24 protein-coding genes are annotated in these 15,665 nt (G+C 50.1%); 9 read left to right on the forward strand and 15 right to left on the reverse strand.

Annotation, left to right across the window (positions count from 1 at the left end):
- The first annotated feature begins 117 nt into the window (after positions 1–117).
- The gene (locus N1030_RS01255; RefSeq protein ID WP_265827172.1) at positions 118–1,440 is read left to right on the forward strand and encodes a tyrosine-type recombinase/integrase; all 1,323 of its coding nucleotides are present in this window, start codon (positions 118–120) and stop codon (positions 1,438–1,440) included.
- On the opposite strand, the gene N1030_RS01260 is transcribed toward N1030_RS01255, so the two are convergent.
- The 7 genes from N1030_RS01260 to N1030_RS01290 are packed head-to-tail and all read right to left on the reverse strand — an operon-like array spanning position 1,384 to position 3,305.
- A complete protein-coding gene (locus N1030_RS01260; protein ID WP_265827174.1) occupies positions 1,384–1,668 on the reverse strand; it encodes a hypothetical protein in 285 nt (94 codons plus the stop codon). The genes N1030_RS01255 and N1030_RS01260 overlap by 57 nt on opposite strands.
- Positions 1,669–1,697: 29 nt before the next feature.
- The gene (locus N1030_RS01265; RefSeq protein ID WP_265827175.1) at positions 1,698–2,072 is read right to left on the reverse strand and encodes a hypothetical protein; all 375 of its coding nucleotides are present in this window, start codon (positions 2,070–2,072) and stop codon (positions 1,698–1,700) included.
- Positions 2,059–2,271: a hypothetical protein gene (locus tag N1030_RS01270; protein WP_265827176.1), complete on the reverse strand. Its 213-nt coding sequence runs from the start codon at positions 2,269–2,271 to the stop codon at positions 2,059–2,061. The genes N1030_RS01265 and N1030_RS01270 overlap by 14 nt, the downstream gene beginning before the upstream one ends.
- Entirely contained in the window at positions 2,261–2,419 is a 159-nt protein-coding gene (locus tag N1030_RS01275; RefSeq protein ID WP_265827177.1) for a hypothetical protein, read from the reverse strand. Before N1030_RS01275 ends, N1030_RS01270 begins: the two co-directional genes overlap by 11 nt.
- Entirely contained in the window at positions 2,394–2,603 is a 210-nt protein-coding gene (locus N1030_RS01280) for a hypothetical protein (RefSeq protein ID WP_265827179.1), read from the reverse strand. The genes N1030_RS01275 and N1030_RS01280 overlap by 26 nt, the downstream gene beginning before the upstream one ends.
- A gap of 19 nt (positions 2,604–2,622) precedes the next feature.
- A complete protein-coding gene (locus N1030_RS01285) occupies positions 2,623–2,829 on the reverse strand; it encodes a hypothetical protein (RefSeq protein ID WP_265827181.1) in 207 nt (68 codons plus the stop codon).
- Positions 2,826–3,305: a phage regulatory CII family protein gene (locus tag N1030_RS01290; RefSeq protein ID WP_265827183.1), complete on the reverse strand. Its 480-nt coding sequence runs from the start codon at positions 3,303–3,305 to the stop codon at positions 2,826–2,828. Before N1030_RS01290 ends, N1030_RS01285 begins: the two co-directional genes overlap by 4 nt.
- Before the next feature lie 121 nt (positions 3,306–3,426).
- Between N1030_RS01290 and N1030_RS01295 the strand changes: the two genes are divergently transcribed.
- Positions 3,427–3,705: a hypothetical protein gene (locus N1030_RS01295; protein ID WP_265827185.1), complete on the forward strand. Its 279-nt coding sequence runs from the start codon at positions 3,427–3,429 to the stop codon at positions 3,703–3,705.
- Between the two features lie 14 nt (positions 3,706–3,719).
- Here N1030_RS01295 and N1030_RS01300 read toward each other — a convergent pair whose 3' ends face one another.
- Complete coding sequence (locus N1030_RS01300; protein ID WP_265827187.1) at positions 3,720–4,070, reverse strand: hypothetical protein; 351 nt, start codon at positions 4,068–4,070, stop codon at positions 3,720–3,722.
- 390 nt (positions 4,071–4,460) lie between these two features.
- On the opposite strand from N1030_RS01300, the gene N1030_RS01305 reads away from it, so the two are divergent.
- The 7 genes from N1030_RS01305 (at position 4,461) to N1030_RS01335 (ending at position 9,486) form a co-directional block, all read left to right on the forward strand.
- Positions 4,461–4,838 (forward strand): helix-turn-helix domain-containing protein, encoded by a 378-nt coding sequence (locus tag N1030_RS01305; protein ID WP_265827189.1) that lies wholly within the window; start codon positions 4,461–4,463, stop codon positions 4,836–4,838.
- A 183-nt stretch (positions 4,839–5,021) separates the two neighbouring features.
- Complete coding sequence (locus N1030_RS01310; protein ID WP_265827192.1) at positions 5,022–5,684, forward strand: BRCT domain-containing protein; 663 nt, start codon at positions 5,022–5,024, stop codon at positions 5,682–5,684.
- Between the two features lie 297 nt (positions 5,685–5,981).
- Complete coding sequence (locus N1030_RS01315; protein WP_265827194.1) at positions 5,982–6,467, forward strand: hypothetical protein; 486 nt, start codon at positions 5,982–5,984, stop codon at positions 6,465–6,467.
- Positions 6,468–6,680: 213 nt separating this feature from the next.
- Positions 6,681–7,514, forward strand: coding sequence for a ParB/RepB/Spo0J family partition protein (locus tag N1030_RS01320; protein WP_265827196.1), 834 nt, complete (start codon positions 6,681–6,683; stop codon positions 7,512–7,514).
- On the forward strand, positions 7,507–8,196 hold the full coding sequence (locus tag N1030_RS01325; RefSeq protein WP_265827197.1) for a hypothetical protein: 690 nt from the start codon (positions 7,507–7,509) through the stop codon (positions 8,194–8,196). The genes N1030_RS01320 and N1030_RS01325 overlap by 8 nt, the downstream gene beginning before the upstream one ends.
- Positions 8,197–8,207: 11 nt before the next feature.
- Entirely contained in the window at positions 8,208–9,239 is a 1,032-nt protein-coding gene (locus N1030_RS01330; RefSeq protein ID WP_265827198.1) for an MBL fold metallo-hydrolase, read from the forward strand.
- Entirely contained in the window at positions 9,226–9,486 is a 261-nt protein-coding gene (locus N1030_RS01335; protein WP_265827199.1) for a hypothetical protein, read from the forward strand. The genes N1030_RS01330 and N1030_RS01335 overlap by 14 nt, the downstream gene beginning before the upstream one ends.
- On the opposite strand, the gene dndE is transcribed toward N1030_RS01335, so the two are convergent.
- The 7 genes from dndE to N1030_RS01370 all read right to left on the reverse strand — a co-directional run bounded on the left by dndE (position 9,479) and on the right by N1030_RS01370 (position 15,529).
- Entirely contained in the window at positions 9,479–9,820 is a 342-nt protein-coding gene (dndE, locus tag N1030_RS01340; protein WP_265827201.1) for a DNA sulfur modification protein DndE, read from the reverse strand. The two genes, N1030_RS01335 and dndE, sit on opposite strands and share 8 nt — an antisense overlap.
- Positions 9,820–11,823 carry a DNA sulfur modification protein DndD gene (gene dndD, locus N1030_RS01345; protein ID WP_265827203.1) on the reverse strand — a complete coding sequence of 668 codons (2,004 nt, stop codon included), beginning with the start codon at positions 11,821–11,823 and terminating at the stop codon, positions 9,820–9,822. Before dndD ends, dndE begins: the two co-directional genes overlap by 1 nt.
- Positions 11,795–13,297 (reverse strand): DNA phosphorothioation system sulfurtransferase DndC, encoded by a 1,503-nt coding sequence (dndC, locus tag N1030_RS01350; RefSeq protein ID WP_265827204.1) that lies wholly within the window; start codon positions 13,295–13,297, stop codon positions 11,795–11,797. Before dndC ends, dndD begins: the two co-directional genes overlap by 29 nt.
- Complete coding sequence (dndB, locus tag N1030_RS01355) at positions 13,278–14,429, reverse strand: DNA sulfur modification protein DndB (protein ID WP_265829119.1); 1,152 nt, start codon at positions 14,427–14,429, stop codon at positions 13,278–13,280. The genes dndC and dndB overlap by 20 nt, the downstream gene beginning before the upstream one ends.
- A 28-nt stretch (positions 14,430–14,457) precedes the next feature.
- Complete coding sequence (locus N1030_RS01360; RefSeq protein ID WP_265827205.1) at positions 14,458–14,820, reverse strand: hypothetical protein; 363 nt, start codon at positions 14,818–14,820, stop codon at positions 14,458–14,460.
- 90 nt (positions 14,821–14,910) lie between these two features.
- Positions 14,911–15,165, reverse strand: a complete 255-nt coding sequence (locus tag N1030_RS01365; RefSeq protein WP_265827207.1) for a hypothetical protein — start codon at positions 15,163–15,165, stop codon at positions 14,911–14,913.
- A complete protein-coding gene (locus tag N1030_RS01370) occupies positions 15,158–15,529 on the reverse strand; it encodes a hypothetical protein (RefSeq protein ID WP_265827208.1) in 372 nt (123 codons plus the stop codon). The genes N1030_RS01365 and N1030_RS01370 overlap by 8 nt, the downstream gene beginning before the upstream one ends.
- Positions 15,530–15,665 lie beyond the last annotated feature (136 nt).

Consider the following 15,665-nt stretch of genomic DNA (forward strand, 5'->3'; position numbering starts at 1 on the left):
GGTAAAATCGAAATCCCTCGAAATAATTATACCATAAATATCAAGTGATTGTAGGTGTGTGCTTGTCGCTGTGTGTCCCTTGACCGGTGTATTTACCGGGAATATACCGGGAACACTATGAGCGAGCACGAAGCCACCAAGCGCATCTGGAAGCGTCTGCCCGGCACTAAGGGGATACGCTTTTTCGAGCATGCCACCCGCAAGCACAACAGGCGTCCTGACCGCTATTTCTCTGTGCGTTGGACGCGAAACGGGCGCGATGTGGAAGAAGGCATCGGCTGGTCCTCCGAGGGCTGGCAGACCGACACTATTATTGATGCCCGTCATACGCTGCAGAAGAACTACAAGCGCGGGCTTACGCCCTCCACCTTCGCCGAGCTTCGGGAAGAACAAGAGAAGCAGCGCAGAGCTCGGGAAGCCGCAGATGCAGCCGAGAACGTGCAGGCCATGACCTTCCGCGAGTTCTTCGAGCGCTACTACGTGCCCTGGAAGCGTGACCGGCGCAAGCGTCGCACGTGGCTGGATGACCTGAAGCGTGCCAACCATCGCCTCTTTCCCTTCATGGGCGATTTGCCCCTCGATGCCATCACTTCCGAGCTGCTCGAAGAGTACATGGATGAGCTCTATGCCGTCGGCCTTGCAGACGGCACTGTGCTGCATCACATCGCCATTGTCCGTTCCGTGTTCAATCGTGCGGCGAACACCACCGTGCACGGCGTGAAGGTCTTCCCCGGTGTTTCGCCCGTGGACGGTATTGAGCTGCCGCGCTCCGATAATCCCAGAACGCGCTACCTCACCCGCGATGAGGCGGACCTTCTGCTGCAAGGTTGCCGAGAACGAGAAGCCAACGCGCTGCGTGAGAGCATTGCCGTCTCGTGGCGTGATCTGCATGATGCCATTGTGCTGTCGCTGAACACGGGGCTGCGTCTCGGCGAGATTCAGCGTCTTGAGTGGGCGGATCTGAATTTCTTTGGGCAGACGCTCACCGTGCGCCAGATGCGCGACAGAAAGCCCGGTGGAACGGTGCCGCTCAACAAACTGGTGACCGATATGCTTAAAGGGCGTCTTGCCGTGCGTGACAAGGCCAACCCGCTGGTGTTTGTGCCCAAGGGTACCGGGCGATATCGTGAGATCTCTCATATGTTCCGTGACCTTGTTTTGGAGTTGAGCCTGAATGCCGACGTGACGGACAGCAGCCAGAAGCTTGTGTTCCATTCGCTCAGGCATTCCTTTGCATCGTGGCTGGCGTTGGCGGGCGTGGATATCTATCGCATCAAGACGCTTATGCGCCACAAGACCATCACCATGACCATGCGCTATGCGCACCTGATTCCGGATGCCTCGCGCGGGGCAGTGGAGCTGCTGTGTGCTCCGCCCGCGGCGTCACCGAAAGTCCTTTACCTCCACCATGCCAAATCGGCGGATGGCCCAGTCTATTAGCTCCTCGCTGCGATAGAGCACCTTGCGGCTGCTGTTGAAACGCCGCTTGGGGCCGTTGCCCTTGTAATCCTCATTGTTCACGGTTTTGGGATCAAGCCAACCGCCGGTCAGTTTGCCCACTTCCTTGCGGGCGACGATGGGCGGCAGCTTGCTCAGAATGTGTTCCTTCAGTTCCTTTTCTTCGGACGTCAAAGGACGTTCCCAATCAACGGGAATAATGGGATGCATATCGTGCCTCCTTTTTGTGCTGTGTGTGCCTAGAAGCCGAGCCCGAAATCGGGAGTGCGAAAGGTGTTGCCAAACTTGTCCGGCTTGATGCTGCCGTTGGCCCATGGATCTTCGAAGCATGCGCAGTCGAGCGTGGCCGGGCGGTGGGGTTTCTTTTTGCCGGAACTACCCTTTTTGTAGGATGCCGCGCGAAGGGCCTCGTTGGCGCAATCGAGGCTGCAATACTTCTGACTACCGCGCCCTTTGGTGAAGGTGCTCCGGCACCAGAGGCATGAGGCCTCTTTGGGCGTGCGTCTTGCGGCGGCGCTGCAGCTTCGGCTGCAGTATTTTGCGCGGCCAAGCCGTATGCGACCTGCATCTGCTGAAAAAGCCTTGCCGCACTGTTGGCAGTTAATCATCGGCATGGTGATCACCTCCTACTAATACCGCCAGAAATAACAGTTCCTGCGCCAGAGTCTGGAGCTTGACCGAGCCTTCGACCAGTTGTGCCGGTTGCGCCATGGGCACGCCGCGCTCGCGCCAGTCACATGCCATGGTGGCTATCTCGCCAAGTTGCTCCCATACGAGGGGAAGCTGCGATTGTACGGTTGACTCATCTGCCATGGTGTTGCCTCCGTTCCTTGAGCTGCATGAACCATATGCCCAGCTGCATGCCGCCGATGCTGACGATGAGCACAAGCATGACACCGCAGAAGATGAGCATGAGCGGATCATGTGAGAGTTTTTCAAGAAGTCGGCCTGATGCGTGCATGGGTGCCTCCTTCAGGGATGAAGCCCAGCTTTGTGCGGTGCCTGTCACGTATGGCGGCAAGGTGCGCCTTCAGGACAATGAGTGTGCAGTGGTCGGCACCGCATATGCCTTGCATTCTGGAAAGGGCGTTGATTTGCCGTTCTATCCGGTAGACCTGTTTCAATATGGCTGCAGAGGGTTCCATGATGCCTCCTCGCGTGTGGTCATTGCGGCGGGCAGGGTTCCGGCATCTCGATCTGGGCAACGCCTCGTTTATCCACTGTCAGTATTGCCCCGTTGCGGGCCAGCTCCTGCCATTCACCATTGCACTGCTTACTGCGCAGATCGTCGGAAAGGGCGGCGGCAAGCAGGTGCAGCTCAAAGGGATTGGGAGTGCGTTCGGTATCCATGGGAAAGGCAACAGCACTCATTGGGTGCCTCCTTCTCCGTCGACCAGGCGGAGCAGGGTGAGGATGGCCTGCAGGGCCTCATAGCCTTCCTTGGCAATGCGTTGCTGTTCTTTGGAATCAATGAAGTCGTTTTGCAGTGCGTCGTGGATCTCGCCCATGAGGTCTCCGAACTCCTTCACACAGGCCAAGGCCTGCCGTTCGGTTTTCTCCGCAAGCTTGCCGCCCTTGGGCAGCTTGACGAACACGCCATGGCGAGCGCCCGCAATGTAGTGGGCGGGCTGGTCGGAATCGACAATGTCCATGAGGGGAATGAGCTGCTGCAGCCCGAACTTGTGCGTGTCTATGGCTGCGTTCAGCTCGTTCATCAGTGTGGGGTAGGCCTTGCCCAGCCGCTCGGCCACCTGTTCTGCCGTCAGCCCGCTGGGAGCGTGCTTGACCAGGTCCTGCAGCAGGTCGAGCAGGCTGTCGTACATGCGCTGGTTGCGTGGTGTTGCCATGAGAAAAACTCCTTCTGATTCTCGTTGATTCATGCATGGGGTGGCTTGCTATGAAAGTGTTGAGCCCGTACGAATGAAAGAACGAAACTGGTGACGAAAACTGCTACAGCGAGGTGCGACAATGCCAAAGAAGACGGGGTTTACTTTTGAGCAACATCAGGAGTGGGGAAGCCGTATGCGTTCGGCCATGGCCGAACTTGAAATGCTGCATGGAGAGTTGGTTGCCGAATATACCCAGAAAACGAATGCACTGAAGGTTGCAGGCAAAGCGCTGCATGCCCTTGATGCATGGCGTAATGAGATGGATAAGTTGGTGTATAGCGAGAACCGCACCCGCGATAACGCAGAGCTTGCTCAGTGCTACTACGGCGCAACGTCCAGCTGGATACGTGGGGAGTAGCGACGGTTGCATGGCTAATCCCCTTTATAGGATGCGACTTCTTTGAGCAGTGCTGAAAGAAGGGGGAGCAGGCTTTCTGTGGTTTCCCCTGCTTCGCATTCTGCGCTGTCCCATTCCCATACGGTGGGAATGGAGAGCTCAGTTGGCGTGTCTGTGAGAATGAGTGTGTGCCGCACGGTAACTGTGAGGCGGTCACCAACCAGAGACAGGTTGGCTATCGTTCGTAGTATGCGGTTTTCTTCACGCCGGAGTGATGCTTTGTCGAAATCCCAATGCATGGCGCTGTGCTTCAGAATCTCCCTGCCATTGTGCCTGAAGCCGTAGGCGAGGAAGAGCGCCCGAATGCGCTTCATGATGCTGTTCATTGCATGTCCCTCTTTCTCGGCTTCGGTCCGGGCGGAACATCCTTTGCCTCGGGCAGAAGCTCGGCAGGCAGGATGGAAGAAAGCTGCCGGTGCCGGTAGGTGGGAATGTGGGCACTGCGCAGCATGCGCAAGGCCGTGGAACGGGAAACGCCTAGTTTGTCCCCTATGCTGGCATAGGAAGACCCGATTCGATTCAGGTAAACCTCTAGCTTTTCAGTTCGCGTTAAATCATTTACAAGCTCGGGAATCGGTGTAACAGGTTGCATAGTTTCACCTCGTACTTGTTAGTTTTTTAGGGCACTGGCGGTGCCCTTACTCGTCTTGTGTTCTGTTCTAATAATGAAACTGATAGTTCTAATTTTAGAACCAGTCAACGTAAAATGAGAATTTATGGCGTATGAAATTGATATTCCGTCTTTTAGAGAAAGATTGCGGCATGTTATAAGTGAGCTTGGAGTGACGGACCAAGAGTTCGCAGCAGTCGGAAACGTGTCAAAATCCACGCTTTCTGGCTATTTTAGTTCTGAACGTCAGCCGAAGGCTGAATCTTTGGCTCTTTGGGTTGCCCATTATGGGATCGATGCAAACTGGCTTCTGCTTGGTGAAGGCGAGATGAAGAGGGGCTCGGAGGAGCTTTCCGAGTTTGAAAGGACTGATCCCATAGCCCAGCGCATGCGTTATGCCGTTCGCCTCATGAAAGAGCACGGCGGCTCACCAGAAGAGATACGCACGGCCATCACGCTGGCCCTGAAAGGGGCTGAGGCGTGAGTGGGCTGATGAGATAGAATAAGAAATGAGAAAACCCGGCGGATGCCGGGTTTTTTGTTGGAGTAAATAGGTATGTAATTGGGGCTTTTCAGGGAAAGGAGTATGGGGTATGCGATAGATAAAAGTGCAACATGTTGATGTATCCACTTGGACCTAGAAAACCTGTCACAGGGTGGGGAAGTCATGAGTGAGAAACAGTTGGGACTCTTTGGTGGCGCAGAAGCTTCAAAAACGAGGAAGAAGGGAAACAAGGCTTCCTTGTGTTTTTCAGAAGCAAGCTTGCAGCAGGAGTTTGTTGGAATTCTTCAAGGTATTGTGGCTGACGGTGAAGTGAACTTTCGGGAGGCCGAGTACCTTTGTTCATGGCTCGAAAAACGTGGACAGTTGGAAAATGTATGGCTCTCACGGCTCTGGTATGCACGTCTCAAGCGCATTCTTAGTGATGACAAGCTGGACGTCATCGAGTGCCAAGAGCTTATTGAGGCTATTCGTTTGGAAGCGAATGCTAAGGCGGTTGTTCTACCTCATCCAATACCGGAAAGCGTGTGCTATGACTCGGAGTGCACAATGCCCGAAGGAAACCATTTCCTACTGACTGGCACGTTTCGGGTTGGAAAGCGCGACTACTGCGAGCGGATCATTAAGCAGCGTGGTGGACTGCTCGGGGCCCGTAAAGATGATGGTTATACCTTAATCGTTGGTAGCTTGGGTTTCGCCGGGCGGGAAGGCTTTGAGCCCTCCGGTAAGCTTGCAACCGCGATGCGGTATCGCGATGAGGGAGCGCCGGTGTCGATCGTTTCGGAGTCTACTTGGTGGGAAACGGTAAGTGAGCCTTTTGTGTTTTGACCTTATCGATTTTTAAGGAGCTAGTAATGAGTAGGGAAACATGTCCCAACTGTGGGAGAGTTTGGAAACTTTCGAGTATGAAGATACCAATGCGTGAAAAGGATAGCATTAAGTGCCTCTGTGGGCACGAGTTGCACAGATGGAATGGTGGTGTGACGTGGGATGCCGAATTGGTGGAGGATGTACCTTCGCAAAACGGTGAGCAATAGTGTCATTTTATGTAGATTTTGGTGGCAGCTTCTAAATCGATTTGGAGATATTGTTATTTGGACTGTATAATTGGAGTGATTTATGAGGATGAATGAACAGCAGGATGCTGCCCTGAAGCTGCTAGTAGCTATGTTAGCTCCCAGCGCGCGAGACAATAGGGATACTCGGTTGCTTTGCTGTCCAGAGCGAGATGTTGTTCATTCTAGTTTGCGTGAGAGTCCTTTATTCTGCGGATGGTGTTTTCGAGTTGATACCTGTTTTCTGGACCCTCTGGACATTAAATACCAGCAACGTGCAGTGAACAAGGTGAAGTATGATGTTTGGACGCAAGGGTCTGCATTCAGTTTTAAGGTTGGTCATACTTTTTATCGGAAAGACGGGCAGATGCTGATTCAGGTGCACGACGCAAAGGAATCTGTTCCCGGGCGAGCCGAAAGCGAGCGTGATTCAGGGTACGTGCTTGTCCAGTGCTATGAACCGAATAATGGACCAACCAAATGGAAGACTGCAGAGACGTTCGGCATGACGCAGGATGAATTCGTTCGCTACTTGATTGCTGGGGATGTTGGGTAGGGGAATATTCGATATTCCTTTGCTTCAATATTACATCTATTGTTAGTGGTGGTGCACTCTTTTTTGCAGCATTCCTATGGCGTTGTGGCTGCGTTAGTCCTGAATGGGGAGTAGGCTTGGGCTTCGTTCTTCTTAAAGGGGGGGGTGTTGACGATTTGCTGCAACATGGTGCAATATAAATCTTAATTTGTTTTTTAAATAAATGGAGGAATCATGTCTGAACTTATTGCGAAAGATGCAGAAGTTGTTCTCATTTCTTTGAGTAAATTAGAAATTCGCCCTTCACAGCACCGTGTAGAGAAGACTTTTGCTGATATCGAGGAACTTGCCGAAAACATTAAGGTTGTAGGTCTTATGCACCCTATCATTGTGGCGCCGATGAGCGAGGGGCGTTACGAAGTGGTAGCGGGACAAAGGCGTTTGTTGGCAGTAAAAAAAATTGGTTGGGAAAAAATTCCGGCACGTGTGGTTCGTGCTGACTTAACGGACTCGGAGAAATATATAGCTTCTGGTGTGGAGAATTTATTAAGACGCCAAACTTCTGAAGCTGAAGATATTCAGTGGGCAACAAAGCTTTATAAGATGTATGGAAATGTTAAGATTGTTTCTGATAAAACTGGTATGAGTCAGGCAAGAGTAAGGTCTTTGATAAAATATGACAGACTTATTCCTGAGTTAAAGAGATTGGTAGATGATGAAGGTGTGGATCTTAAAGTTGCAATTAAAGCTCAGGATGCTGCAACGGGAGTTGATGGTAATGTGAGTACCGATGACGCTATTTCATATGCTCGTGAAATGAAAAAACTTGCAGGATCTCAGGTTGATCATATTACTCGTATTGCAAAACAGAATCCTGGAGTCTCTGCTAAAGAAGTTATTGATAAGGGTAAGGAAGCCCCTGTTGCAAAGCGTTTTCAGGTTACAATCGGTGCAAATGAATATGAGGCTTTGGAAAAAATGGCCCAAAGTGAAGGTGTCGGTGCAGCTGAGGTAGCGACTGAGTTGATTACAGGGGGGTTAAAGAGCAAAGGATATCTTGATGAGTAGGGATGCTATTTTGCGGGTGTTGTCCGAGAACCAGTGGAGGGATTTGCAGCTCTCGATAGATGTAAGGACGAAGAATAGAAGGCTTAATCCTGTCCAGGTTTCGTGGATGCTAAACCTTTTGAGAGATCATAATATTAGTCTTGCAGAGATCGCTGAGGCCCTGCTGATTAAAGGGACCTCTTTGCTTCATAAGTTTATTTCCTTGAAACGCCTTCCTGAGTCTGTGGTGCCTTTGATTACGTTTGGAAGTGGTGTGGGAGTGATTTCGTTTTCAGCAGCTGTTGAGATTGCAAAATTGACAAACGTCGATGAAATGGAGGTGTTGGCGAGAGATGTTGTCACTAATTCTAGAACAAAAGGAGAAGTTGTTGCAATAGTTCAAAGATGTAGAAAGGGTGGCGTGCCGTTGGAGGTGGCCATAGAAGAGATAGATCATATGCGTCCGGTTGTTGAAACTTACCATGTTTTCGTAGGACGCCTTGCTGAGGGAGATTGGGGTAAGGAGAAGGATGTTTTGAGAAAGCAGCTTGCGGGTTTGTTTGGTGCAAAGAATGTCATTAGCGTGAGTATTGTTGGATGTCAGTTTTCTTTTGTTTTGGCTGAGGAGGCTGCGAAGAGTCCAAGTGCAAAATATCTAAGATCTGAGTGTTTGGAAGGGTTTGTGTCCGGTCTGATTTCTTAGTTGAGGAGTCTATGTTGTTAAACGTTGGTGTTGATGTAGACGGGTGTATTAATCTGGGAGACCGAGTCTGTTGTGATGGTTTTAATGCAGATTCATCTATTCGTATTCAGACGCATGCGCATTTAGATCACATGCATAATTTTGAAAAAAGCAAGGCTTTTCAAAAGATAATAATGTCAGCTGCAACCTATGAAATGCTTCTACCTGATCATCCTGATTTGGAGTTTCGTAGGTCTCAAGTTGTCTGTTGTTCTACGAACGGCGCTATGAATAATGTTGACGGTGTAGCTGTATCGCTATTTTCTACTGGCCACATGTTGGGAGGGGTGATGCCCCTGGTTAACTATGATGGTTCGTTTCTTCTCTACTCCTCAGACTTTTCATGGCCATTGCCGGGAGTGTCTCTGCCCAGAGTTGATTATCTGATTGTTGATGCAACTTACGGTGAGCCAGGTAAAAATTTTCGTTTCTCTCATGAGGAGGTTGTTGAAAGCTTTTCTTCATTGATAAAAAGGTTGTCACGAAAGGGAAATGTGTTGGTTGTTGGGCATAGGGGGAGAGTGGAATATGCTGTTTCAGTAATTTCTAAGAATTATACTATTCCGATAGTTTGTTCAAAAAGGATTTGCAAAACCCTTCATGTGTATAGGAAGTATCTTAACTTCTCCGGTAGGGTATATGAAATGGGGAGCGTGGAGGCTACCGAAGTGCTGTCTTCAGGAGGGGCTGTCGTATTTTGTACATCCAGAGAAAGGCTTGATGAGTATTGTGTAGATTTTAAGGATAAGGTTGAGTTGTCTTTATTCCATGGAAGTAAAAAAGAGTGTGTTACTTCAAATGGATCACAGCACTATGTGTCTTTTACGGATCATGCTGATTTTCAAGGGACTGTGTCTTTAATTGAATCTGTTTCACCAAAGGTTGTCATTGTTGACAGCTCGAGAGGCGATAAGACATCTGCTGCTAAGTTGTCTGAATATATTAGCCGAACTATGAATATTAAATCTGAGTTTATGCTTGGAGGTAAGCGTGTCGTTGTTTAGTGATTTTCCTATTTCAGATTATTATAAAGGGTTTATTCGCGAGGCAAGGACTGTTAAAAATAGCGGAAGGTGGTGGACAGCACTTTTGTTGATTCAAGATCCTAAGACGAACGAGAATTTTGTGGGCCTTTATAAATGGCAATTTGATGGTCATGTTTGGAAAACCCGAAAAAAGTTTGAAATTCGTGGAAGTAGCGATTTGAGGACAGTTATTGAAGTTTTAGAGGAGTATGAAAAGTTTATTTAAATAGGTGTATTGATTGTGCTATTGAGGTGGCTCCCCTGTTCATATGACGAATTAAAAGTTCGTCAAGCGAGCAGGTGGAGCCTTTCTTTTTTTTCCAAATGGCGAGCATAGCCAAAAAGCATGATTCATATTCCCCAAACAGAGTGAATCTATTGATCTCGCGGCCTTTCTCTGCCTCTGAGACATCATTAGGTTCGGTGGGAAGTTCCAGAGACATGCAGAAGCCAATACGGCAAAGAATGTTCGGGGTAATCCCTGTCCTGGCTTTCAGTGAGCGCAGTTTGTTGTCTGCATCTTTTGTGAAGGGTATGCGCTGAATGGTGAGCTCTTCCATTATCCTCTCCAGAAATATTCGTTGGACACTTGAGTCCGGTTCTCGTCTGCGTTGTACCGAAGATGGTAGCTATGGGATACATTGGGGCTTAATTCCGCATACCATTCTTTATCAATCTCTGTATCAGTAGAGAGGATGATTACCTGCTCCGCTGCGCACGGGAAGTAGCTATGAATGAGCTTCCCCCGGTGTTCGCTGTCCAAGCGACCAAGTGGAGTGTCGATGATGATTGGCAATGAGCGGCCAGAAGTGATGGAAAGGCCCCATAGCATGGCCACAGCGTACATCTGTTTTTCCCCGGCGCTCAGATCCTCCTTGGGGAGTACATTTCCGTAGCGGTCTGCCAATGTCACTGCATATGTCACAGGATCGATATCAATATTGCGGATGAGGTCGCCCTTACGACTCAAGGCATTAAAGCGGTCAGCCACTGTTGTTCGCAGTTGTGCAATCTTTGCCGTGGTAAGACGATCCGCGTAGTCCTTCATAGCTTCTTGTATGCGATTCGCAAGAAGTATGCGCCTTTTTTCATCGGCCTTGCTATCGCTTTCTTCTAGGGCTCTCTTTAATTTTCGTTGCTCCAGAGTTAGGCGGTATTCTAATGAGCGGAGCTCTTCTTCTTTCTTCTTTTGTTCCTGAAGGACCATACCAAGCCGTTGGTTATATGATCCCACTGCTTCTATCAGTGGCTGAATGGCTGCTTCTTCTGGGGCGCGAAGCAAATCTTGCTCCACGCGCTGAAGGCGGCGGGTCAGTTCTTCTTGCTTGTCGGACAACTCCGCAACCTTGGGACGCGATTGGTTATTCGCAAGCTCAATCCAATGCAGAATCTGACTGGTAGCGGTGTCGGAAAAGCCAAAGAGCTCTTCAATATTGGGTTCAGGGGCAACCTCTATTATGCGGTTATTAAATGCATTCTTAATTGATTCGAAGAGAGGAGTGCTTGTGAGCTCGCTTTGAGAAGATGCGAGCGTATCAAGAATTGTCTGACGCATGGATACAAGCTCATCTTTGAGGATGGTGCCCTTGCGGCTTTTTTGCTCCTCAACAAGCTGCTCTTTCAACTCTGCCGTGATGGTGGGACAGAAAGAAAAAGGGTAGAGCCCTTCACACTCTTCACGGACTGCTCGACGGATGGATTCAATTTGCTGCGCGAGTTTGATCTTCTCATCGAGCAGCGCATCACGCTGTTGGGAGAATATGTGGCCTTCGCGTTTAAGTCTCAACTCAAGGGCAGCGATTTCTGCCCGAATGCCATCCTGTTCAGTTCGGTTAGTAGCTAACTCTTCTCGTGTGATGGTAATCTGTTGCTCTAACTCCGAGATTTTGACTTCTGCTTTACTAATGTCCTGTTGTAAATCCTTGCTGGCATTTTTGAGTGTCTCCCTCGATTTGTAGATGCTGAGGTCCGAAGAGAGACGTTCAACAATATCTAGTCCCAGCAGCGTCTTGACTGACTCTGCCAGTGCGGCGTTGCCATGGATATCATCCGCAATACTTTTGATTTTCTCGCCGTCAAAAAAGAACAGCGAAGAGAGACGCTCAGGGATGATCTCTTCAACGAATCCTTGCCAGTAATCAGGATTGACGCCACGTAGTTGGGTTCCGTTTTTTGTGATGGAAAGGCGTTCTATGACGCCTTTTCCGTTGCCGGGCATCCACTGGCGCGTGGCAATATAAGTGTTCTTTTCCCCAAGTGAAGTGTGTTCGAATTCAAGGGAAATAGATGCACTTTGAGGCTGGAGCAGTCCTTGGGGGGATCTGTGAATACGGTTCTTTAAAAAGGACTTGTATTCGGCTTCCGTAACCCGGTCGCCGAGAGCGGATTTGCCGTAGAGTACAACTCTGAAGGCATCAAAGAGGGTTGTTTTACCCGCACCATTGTTGCCTCCGAAGAGAACAACAGGTCGGAGCTTGCCATACTTCTCGCGAGGGTACAGGTCAAAGGATACCGTTCCGTTGTAAAGACCGTAATTATCCAGCGTTATTCTTTTCAGCAGCATGCAGTATGTCTCCTACTCCGGTGTTCTCAAGTGAAGCTTCAAAGCCGATATCCTGGAATACTTCTTCACGGGTTCTCCAATCTTTGGAGAATACGGAGTGGATATTATTGAAAATTTGGGAGCGCCTGCTCATGCCGTTATGGCGTTTTTCGACATCGAAAAGGTCTGTCAGCAAACCAAGGGGCAACTGATGCTCTTCGCAAACTTCTTTGAGAAGCTCCAATTCCGTTTTGCCCATGCCAGACCAATCATCGCGTGGAGCGTTGAAAGGTTCCCCTGTCTCAGTTTCAAAAATTACTGGTAAGGAGTCGGCCCAGTCTGCCTCTTCGGTCCGCCATAACTGACGAATGCGAAGCAGTTCTTCTCGTTTAACCAATTCCAGTCTGCTATCGTTCTTCAGTTGGCGGACTTCCTGCTGGGTGCGCAATAGCTTCGTAAGAAGCTTCTTTCGGTACTCAAGAGTAAAGGGGCCCCAGACAAGAATCGTGTTGCCGTCTTTTCCTTCCTTGGTCAGTACTTGTCCTGTTCGGCGCCGGTGTTCTCGGTGCTGGAGCTTAAAGTCTCTTTCAAAGGTTATCATCAGATCGTCTCTGAACTTTAAAAGAGGAGCTAGCCACTTTTCGCCTTTTTCAATGAACGCTTCCATAGAGAGGTCGCGTTGGACAACTGTACATGTCCAGCAGCCGAATCGGCTGTTGCCAAATGTCTGTTCTGCTAATTCATCTTCGCCGTCGTCATCAGCTTTCTGGGCGTTGCGATAAAGTACTTCAAGTTGCGAATGATCGCCGCCCCATGGGGGGGGGCAGTTGCGTAAGAAATCCCAGACATCTTCAGTGGACCATTCTTCAATGGGGGAGAAGACAAGAGCACTTGGTAGGTCCTTATGTTGGGATAGATATTTTCCTACCATTTTACGTCCGACCCGTTTGCCGGTGTCGGTTACGCGCTCTTCTTGCATGCTGCCAGCTCGAGCTGAGCTTTCAGATTTTCTTACCCCTAGCACAACCACCACTTCGCCATGTGAGGCGATTTGCTCTTTTATGAACCGGCTGGTTGGTTTGATCTTCATGCGATCGGTGCACCACCTGAAAGTGCGATACGGTGCGGGATAGCCCCTACCAATCATGTTTACCCAAAATGTCTCGTCGATGTCAGGGCAAACTGGGATGGCTTGAATCGGTAGCTCTTCAAGCTTTGCTGCTTGATTTAGTTGGTGAATTTTTTTGTGTAGGTACTCTTCGATGAGTGGCATTTCCACGAAAGTGTCAGAAGAAATGCTGTAGACCTTCTTGGTCCTTTGGTCTGGAGGAATTTGTGAGAGCGCAGTCCAAACCAGTTGAAGTACGCATGTGGAATCTTTCCCACCGCTAAAGCCGATAATCCACGGGCGGCCGTCAGCTAGGTATGTTTCTTTTATAAGTTCAATGAGATTTGCGTGGTCTTTGGGGGACGGATTACATTCTGCCTGCGACATAGCTATCTTCTACTTCTTGTTCTTTAGGGTCGAGCGGGAGGTTTAGGTGGCGCTTGATAGCATTTGCCGTAAGCACAACATTATTTTTGGCCTTACTGAGTCTGCCGCCAATAAGAGCACGGCCTTCCCAATAGCTGAGATTGCGACGGGACCAGTCCACATCTCTAAGCTTCGTCATTTCTTTTTGCCATGAGTCTGGGTACCGTGTGATCAAGCTGGAGCCAGCAATCGCAAGAGCTTGCAAAGCGATACCGTGGGCATGGATGAATTCAGCGCGAAGTTCGTGGGCTGAGACTTTGCTTTGCTTGCATAACAGCCAGTCTGGGATGCAGTGAGACACTTCTTTCCAAAATTCATGGGCAAGTTGCTCTTCTTTTCTGGAAACATTGTCATTTTTCCCTTTTTGAAGAAGCTGCTTGGTAGCCTGGTATATACTGCTAAGGGTAAACAGTTTTCGCGAGCGGTTGGAGATAGTCGTTTTCTCTTTTTCTGTCATCCCAATAAATACGGGAACGTTGTCGGCGAGTTTTTTGGCAAGTCGAGAAATGGGTTCTCGATGATCATACAGAATGCCTAAGGAACGAGTTGTGCGAACGGCATATCTGTTGAGGTCGGCAAACATTTGCTGGCTCCGCTCCAACCCGGCATCGACAAAGAAAACAACAGAAATACTTTCTTCGCCGAGTTCTGGGTATTCCTGAATAGCCTCTTCGATTGCAGCTCTTCGGTGCTGGCCGTCGTTGATGAGAAAACGTGCTTCCATGGGGATGCTTAACACCCCAAGTTTTCGACCAATGTTATCTTCCCCATTGGATGTGAAGAAAACTTCTCCGTCAATCGATACTGTTAGCGAGGAAAATGCATAGGAATTTTTGTTTTCAATAATATATCGGGCAAGGGCAGGAATTCTTTGCTTGTTGATACTCCGTTGCGCCCTAAGCTCTGGAGGAAGGTCGTCTTCAACGAATTTGAACAGTCGAGGAACAAGTTTCAGGGGGCACATTGTGACATAGTATTCACGCCCAGCTTGGATGCCTCGGATCGCCGGAAACGAGTATGTGAATTCGGTGGAAGGAGTTTTCTTCATGAACGGAAGATGATTAAATTGAAGGTGGAAGTCAATATAATTCACTTCCAAATTCACTTCCAATTGGCGATTGCTAATGATTCTCTCTTGGTAGATTTTTTAGAACCTTCTCCCCCAACACCCTCTTCCCCAACTCTGTCAGCACATATCTGTGCTGCCGTGGCCCGAGCTCCACGATCTTGATGTAGCCCTTGGCGCGGAGCGATTCGCATGAGCGGTAGGGCATGCCTGGTGGAACATCCAGCTGCAGGCGGATGAGGTTGCGGTACTGGTCCAGAAGCTGAACAGCCCGCTGGATCTTGGCGGGAGGCCATGGGCGGGTGCGCTCGAACTCAAGCATGAATTCGGGCTCGCCGTGGCCTTGAAGGCCTTTGCGGATGGAGATGCCGTGCCGTTGCAGGTGCCGGACCGGATCCCAGAAGACAGAGTCGCGCATTGACCCAATCTAGCAGAAAAAGGCTATAGCGCATCTCAACGCGAGTTGAGGTCCGCTATAGCCTTTTGTGTTGTCGGGAACTGGCTGTTGCTAATCCGGTGTGCCCCAATGGGAACCGCCACAGAGGCGCACGGCACACCAGTATAGCCATGCTCGAACAGAATAGCCCTTGGCCTGCATGCAATCGCGCAGAAGCGCATCAGCCCATGCCCTCCATTCGGGCGGGCCGCCTTGCTCATAGGCCAGATCATGCTCGGTGCAGCAGTCCTCCCACGGGGGAAGCCGCCCGAACACCTTTTTCCAGAATTTGCTGATTGTTCCGGCTCCGCCACATCCGTTAGGCATTGTTGACCTCCGGTAGTGCATAGATGGGGTTGATGGCCTGAATGGCAGCAACAGCCTCGGCATCGTCCACGATAGCGGCAGTGGACTCCAGCGCGTCCTGATAGGCAAGGCGCTGGCCAACTACATGACCGGATATTGTCACCCATGCTTCGCGGTTTGCAATGATTCGCTGGGCCAGCATTTCGGGAGCCATGCCACGGGCTCCCGCGATGGCCCTGATCAGTGGAGCTGGGGCTGCGGGGTCTGCGGAAAGGGCTGTGGCCTCTTGCCACTGCTGGTCCCATGATGCGATCTCGGTGGGGCCATACTCACTGCGCAAAGGGCTAAGAACGGCCTCAGCCCTGTCTCGAATTTCTGTCTGCATTGCGGTAAAAATCACTGCCCTATCAGGAGGAGGTGGGGGAGGCGGCTCAACAGCAATGGGACGGCCCTTAGTATCCAGTTTGATCAACTGCCCACTGTCACGCGCTGCCTGCAGATGCAGTTGCTCTTCCAGCGTA

It is taken from the genome of Desulfovibrio mangrovi (genome assembly GCF_026230175.1).
Taxonomy (GTDB): Bacteria; Desulfobacterota; Desulfovibrionia; order Desulfovibrionales; family Desulfovibrionaceae; genus Halodesulfovibrio; species Halodesulfovibrio mangrovi.

Excerpts from the sequence above, each read along its gene's own strand:
- N1030_RS01255 (WP_265827172.1), top strand. The coding sequence starts at position 118 with ATGAGCGAGCACGAAGCCACCAAGCGCATCTGGAAGCGTCTGCCCGGC.
- N1030_RS01260 (WP_265827174.1), bottom strand. The coding sequence starts at position 1,668 with ATGCATCCCATTATTCCCGTTGATTGGGAACGTCCTTTGACGTCCGAA.
- N1030_RS01265 (WP_265827175.1), bottom strand. The coding sequence starts at position 2,072 with ATGCCGATGATTAACTGCCAACAGTGCGGCAAGGCTTTTTCAGCAGAT.
- N1030_RS01270 (WP_265827176.1), bottom strand. The coding sequence starts at position 2,271 with ATGGCAGATGAGTCAACCGTACAATCGCAGCTTCCCCTCGTATGGGAG.
- N1030_RS01275 (WP_265827177.1), bottom strand. The coding sequence starts at position 2,419 with ATGCACGCATCAGGCCGACTTCTTGAAAAACTCTCACATGATCCGCTC.
- N1030_RS01280 (WP_265827179.1), bottom strand. The coding sequence starts at position 2,603 with ATGGAACCCTCTGCAGCCATATTGAAACAGGTCTACCGGATAGAACGG.
- N1030_RS01285 (WP_265827181.1), bottom strand. The coding sequence starts at position 2,829 with ATGAGTGCTGTTGCCTTTCCCATGGATACCGAACGCACTCCCAATCCC.
- N1030_RS01290 (WP_265827183.1), bottom strand. The coding sequence starts at position 3,305 with ATGGCAACACCACGCAACCAGCGCATGTACGACAGCCTGCTCGACCTG.
- N1030_RS01295 (WP_265827185.1), top strand. The coding sequence starts at position 3,427 with ATGCCAAAGAAGACGGGGTTTACTTTTGAGCAACATCAGGAGTGGGGA.
- N1030_RS01300 (WP_265827187.1), bottom strand. The coding sequence starts at position 4,070 with ATGAACAGCATCATGAAGCGCATTCGGGCGCTCTTCCTCGCCTACGGC.
- N1030_RS01305 (WP_265827189.1), top strand. The coding sequence starts at position 4,461 with ATGGCGTATGAAATTGATATTCCGTCTTTTAGAGAAAGATTGCGGCAT.
- N1030_RS01310 (WP_265827192.1), top strand. The coding sequence starts at position 5,022 with ATGAGTGAGAAACAGTTGGGACTCTTTGGTGGCGCAGAAGCTTCAAAA.
- N1030_RS01315 (WP_265827194.1), top strand. The coding sequence starts at position 5,982 with ATGAATGAACAGCAGGATGCTGCCCTGAAGCTGCTAGTAGCTATGTTA.
- N1030_RS01320 (WP_265827196.1), top strand. The coding sequence starts at position 6,681 with ATGTCTGAACTTATTGCGAAAGATGCAGAAGTTGTTCTCATTTCTTTG.
- N1030_RS01325 (WP_265827197.1), top strand. The coding sequence starts at position 7,507 with ATGAGTAGGGATGCTATTTTGCGGGTGTTGTCCGAGAACCAGTGGAGG.
- N1030_RS01330 (WP_265827198.1), top strand. The coding sequence starts at position 8,208 with ATGTTGTTAAACGTTGGTGTTGATGTAGACGGGTGTATTAATCTGGGA.
- dndE (WP_265827201.1), bottom strand. The coding sequence starts at position 9,820 with ATGGAAGAGCTCACCATTCAGCGCATACCCTTCACAAAAGATGCAGAC.
- dndD (WP_265827203.1), bottom strand. The coding sequence starts at position 11,823 with ATGCTGCTGAAAAGAATAACGCTGGATAATTACGGTCTTTACAACGGA.
- dndC (WP_265827204.1), bottom strand. The coding sequence starts at position 13,297 with ATGTCGCAGGCAGAATGTAATCCGTCCCCCAAAGACCACGCAAATCTC.
- N1030_RS01360 (WP_265827205.1), bottom strand. The coding sequence starts at position 14,820 with ATGCGCGACTCTGTCTTCTGGGATCCGGTCCGGCACCTGCAACGGCAC.
- N1030_RS01365 (WP_265827207.1), bottom strand. The coding sequence starts at position 15,165 with ATGCCTAACGGATGTGGCGGAGCCGGAACAATCAGCAAATTCTGGAAA.
- N1030_RS01370 (WP_265827208.1), bottom strand. The coding sequence starts at position 15,529 with ATGCAGACAGAAATTCGAGACAGGGCTGAGGCCGTTCTTAGCCCTTTG.